This is a genomic window from Amycolatopsis sp. SID8362 (assembly GCF_010550475.1).
Taxonomy (GTDB): Bacteria; Actinomycetota; Actinomycetes; order Mycobacteriales; family Pseudonocardiaceae; genus Amycolatopsis; species Amycolatopsis eburnea.
Genome location: NZ_JAAGNB010000403.1, coordinates 1 through 3,730, shown reverse-complemented (window position 1 = coordinate 3,730; position 3,730 = coordinate 1). Strand labels below are relative to the sequence as shown.

The window sequence follows — 3,730 nt, the reverse complement described above, 5'->3', positions numbered from 1 at the left end:
TCAGGACCTGCGCGACCTCGGCGACGCCCAGGCCGTCACCGTCGAGGTCCGCGGGCAGCGCGAGCGCCAGCAGGCCCGCGCCGGCGAGCGCGCGCCACGGATCGTCTTCCGCGCCGAGCACCTTCGCGGCGAGAGCGGCGATCTCGCTCTGCGTATCGTCAAGGGTGAAGTCCACGCCCGACCTCCGACTCGGCGCAATACTGAAACATGTTCTAGTCTTAACCGGAAAGGACCGGCACGGCAACCCCGCGGGAGGACTCGGATCACGACTGGCCACCCGTGCCGAGTCAGAACGTGTTCCCCCGAGGAAGGACCCACGATGGGACGCTTCAGCCTGCCGGAGCAGAAACCCGGCGGCCTGGACTCGCCGGTGACCGCGAAGGTCATGAAGTACGGCGCGAAGGCACAGGTCGCGGTCTTCCGGCTGACCGGCGGCCGGATCGGCGGCACCTGGCGGGTCGGGGCCGGGTTCCGCAAGCCGGTGCCGACGCTGCTGCTGGAGCACCGGGGCCGCAAGTCCGGCCGCCGGTTCACCACGCCGCTGCTGTACCTGCGCTCCGGCGACGACTTCGTCATCGTCGCGTCGCAGGGCGGGCTGCCGCGGCACCCGCAGTGGTACTTCAACCTGCGGGCGGACCCCGAAACGCGCATCCACCTGAAGGGCCGCCGCGACGTCGCGGTCACGGCTCGTGTGGCGGGGCCCGACGAGCGCGCCGAACTCTGGCCGCGGCTGGTCGAGCTGTACGCCGACTTCGCGAAATACCAGGCGTGGACCGAGCGGGAGATCCCGGTCGTGGTGCTCAGCCCGCGGCTTTGAGCAGCTGGTCGAGGGCGTCCGGCAGCGCGTCGGCCAGCGGCCACAGGTCCTGGGTCAGCTCCCGCGCGCCCAGCAGGCCGACGTGCACCTTGCCCGCGTTGGACAGCACGGTGACGTTCAGGCCGGCGCCGTGGAAGACCGGCCCGAGCGGGTAGAAGCCGGTGATCCGCGCGCCGAGGAAGTACAGCGGCATCGGCGGGCCGGGCACGTTGGAGACGACCAGGTTGTGCACCACCGGGTGCTTCTCGGCCAGGCGCAGCGCCGAATACGCGCGGACGGCGAGGCCGAACGCCGTCGCGGCCGAGAACTGCGCCCAGTCCTGCAGCATGTCGGCGTCGATGTCGTAGTGGTGGTCCTTCGAGAGCCGGTTGGCCTCGGCGAGGAAGAACACGCGCGCGGCCGGGTCGGGCAGGTGCGTCGGGAGCGAGGCGAAGAACGCCGACACCTTGTTGCTGCCGTGCTCGCGCTCGGTCCGGTCGTGGATCGAGACGGGCACGGTCGCGACCAGCGGGTCGTCCGGCAGTTCGCCGCGCGCTTCGAGGAACTCGCGCAGCGCCCCGGCGACGAGCGCGAGGACGACGTCGTTCACCGTGACCCCGAAGGCGTTCTTGACCTCCTTGACCTCGTCGAGGTCGAGCTGGGCGAACGCGACGCTGCGGTGCCCGGTGATCGTGCCGTTCAGCGACGTCCGCGGCGCGGTGAACGGGACCGGCATCCCCTTGCCTCGCAGGGCTTTCCCGAGCCACCGCGGCACCAGGCCCAGCAGGTCGGGCAGCAGCCGGGCGACTTCGGCGGGACGTTTCACGACGGTCCCGGCACCTGAGCGCAGCAGGTCGAGCGCTGAGGGCGCGGCCGGGTTGCCGGGCTGCTCGATGACCGGCGCCGGCGCGTCGGGCTCCAGACCGGCGAGGGCGGTGATCAGGCTGGCCCCGCTCACCCCGTCGACGCTGGCGTGGTGCATCTTCAGCAGCACGGCGATCCGGCCGTCGGCCAGGCCTTCGATGACGTAGAGCTGCCACAGCGGCCGCGCGCGGTCGAGCTGCTGGCCGGCGATGTGCGCGCACAGCTCGGCCAGCTCGGCGCGGTCGCCGGGGGCGGGCACGCCGATGCGGTGCACGTGGTGGTCGAGGTCGAAGTCCTCGTCCTCGATCCACACGGGATGGCCGAGGTTCCAGAGCGGATTGTGCAGTTTGCGGCGGAACGCCGGGATCAGCCGGACCCGTTCGTCGAGCTTCTCCATGAGCTTCGCGAAGGTGTAGCCGCCGGGGACGGTCGAGCCGTCGAGGGTGAGCAGGCCGCAGACGTGCAGGACCTGGGACGGCGTCTCGAGGTACAGGAAGCTCGCGTCGAGGCCGCTCAGTCGCTGCATACCGCCAGGGTAAGCCCGTTCCGGTGCGCGGCGCGTCACCCTACTCACCGGTATCATCGCGCTGGTGCAGCCGAACTTCCTGATCCGCCGCGCGGTCCAGCTCGGTCTCACGGCGAACGCGCTCCGCCCGCTGCGGGCCCGCTCGACGACGATCCCGGTGTTCTTCGCCGGGTGGCTGACCGGCGAGCTGGCGCCCCAGCTGCTGGCCCTGACCGCGGCCGACACCGCGGTCCACCTGGCCCGTCACGGCGTCCGCGACCGCTCGACGCAAGCCGGCCTGGCCATGGCCGCGGCGTCGGCCGCCGGCCTGGGCGCGCTGATCCGCACCGGCCACGGCGCCCGCGAGGAGATCGAGAAGGCGCTGACGGAGGCGCTGGGCGAGGACTACGCGGCCGAGCTGGGCCGGTCCGACCTCGGGCTGCCGTGGAGCGAGCTGGCACTACCGTTCCGGATGGGCGCCCCGGACGTGCGGGTGGATCGCAACATCGCCTACGCCCCGGGCGGCAAGCGCTTCTTGCTGGACGTCTACCGGCCCGCGGCGCCGGTGTCCGGCGCGCCCGTGCTGCTGCAGGTCCACGGTGGCGCGTGGGTGATCGGCAACAAGGAGGAGCAGGGCCGCCCCCTGATGCGTTACCTCGCCCGCCGCGGCTGGGTGTGCGTGGCGATCAACTACCCGCTGTCGCCCGCGCATCGCTGGCCGGCCCACATCGTGGCGGCGAAGCGAGCGCTGGCGTGGATCCGTTCTTCGATCTCGGAGTACGGTGGCGACCCGGACTTCGTCGCCGTGACCGGCGGTTCGGCGGGCGGCCACCTGTCGGCGCTGCTGGCGCTGTCGCAGAACGACCCGGCGCTGCAGCCGGAGTTCGAGGACGCGGACACGAGCGTCCAGGCCTGCGTCCCGCACTACGGCGTGTACGACTTCGCGGCCACGTCGGGTTCCCGGGCCAGCAAGTACCGGCTGGAGGGCCTGATCGCGCGCCGGGTGTTCGCCGCCGACCGCGACCCGGTCAACCACCTGGACGACTACATCGCGGCCTCGCCGCTGGACCGGATCAGTTCGGACGCGCCGCCGTTCTTCGTCATCCACGGCCGCGACGATTCCCTGGTCCCGGTCCGCGAGGCCCGCGAGTTCGTGCGGCGGCTGCGGGAGAAGTCCCGCCGGCCGGTGGCGTACGCGGAACTGGCGGGGGCGCAGCACGCGTTCGACGTGTTCACGTCGGTGCGGAGCGCGCACGTGGTCCGCGGCGTCGGGCGGTTCCTGGACCACACGTACAACGCGTGGAAAGCCGGTCAGTAGGCCAGGTCCACCGGGCTCGCCGAGGGCGGGCCGTCCATCCGCCATTCCGTGCCGGAGCGGGTGAAGCGGTACCACCGGGCGTCGCGGCCGTAGCGCAGCTGCAGGTTCCCCTGGGTGAGGCGGTTGCGCCAGACCTTCGGCCGGCCCGGGAGGCCCGCGTCGGCCAGGATCGCCTGCGCCTCGGCCAGCGGGCCGGGGCCGGGTTGCCAGGTGTCGCGCAGGGCCGCCAGGCCGCCGCGGCCGCCTT

The 3,730-nt window shown here is 72.5% G+C and carries 3 protein-coding genes and 2 pseudogenes; 2 read left to right on the top strand and 3 right to left on the bottom strand.

The window, feature by feature from the left end:
* A pseudogene (locus G3I65_RS57250) lies at positions 1 to 175 on the bottom strand (acyl-CoA dehydrogenase); the annotation flags it as partial.
* Positions 176 to 319: 144 nt separating this feature from the next.
* Here G3I65_RS57250 and G3I65_RS13170 point away from each other — a divergent pair.
* Complete coding sequence (locus G3I65_RS13170; protein ID WP_160696365.1) at positions 320 to 817, top strand: nitroreductase family deazaflavin-dependent oxidoreductase; 498 nt, start codon at positions 320 to 322, stop codon at positions 815 to 817.
* Here the strand turns inward: G3I65_RS13170 and G3I65_RS13165 are convergent.
* A complete protein-coding gene (locus G3I65_RS13165) occupies positions 801 to 2,186 on the bottom strand; it encodes a wax ester/triacylglycerol synthase family O-acyltransferase (RefSeq protein WP_160696364.1) in 1,386 nt (461 codons plus the stop codon). The genes G3I65_RS13170 and G3I65_RS13165 overlap by 17 nt on opposite strands.
* Positions 2,187 to 2,250: 64 nt before the next feature.
* Between G3I65_RS13165 and G3I65_RS13160 the strand changes: the two genes are divergently transcribed.
* Entirely contained in the window at positions 2,251 to 3,483 is a 1,233-nt protein-coding gene (locus G3I65_RS13160; RefSeq protein WP_160696363.1) for an alpha/beta hydrolase, read from the top strand.
* On the opposite strand, the pseudogene G3I65_RS13155 reads toward G3I65_RS13160, so the two are convergent.
* Positions 3,477 to 3,730, bottom strand: a pseudogene (locus G3I65_RS13155) (hypothetical protein); the annotation flags it as partial. The gene G3I65_RS13160 and the pseudogene G3I65_RS13155 sit on opposite strands and share 7 nt — an antisense overlap.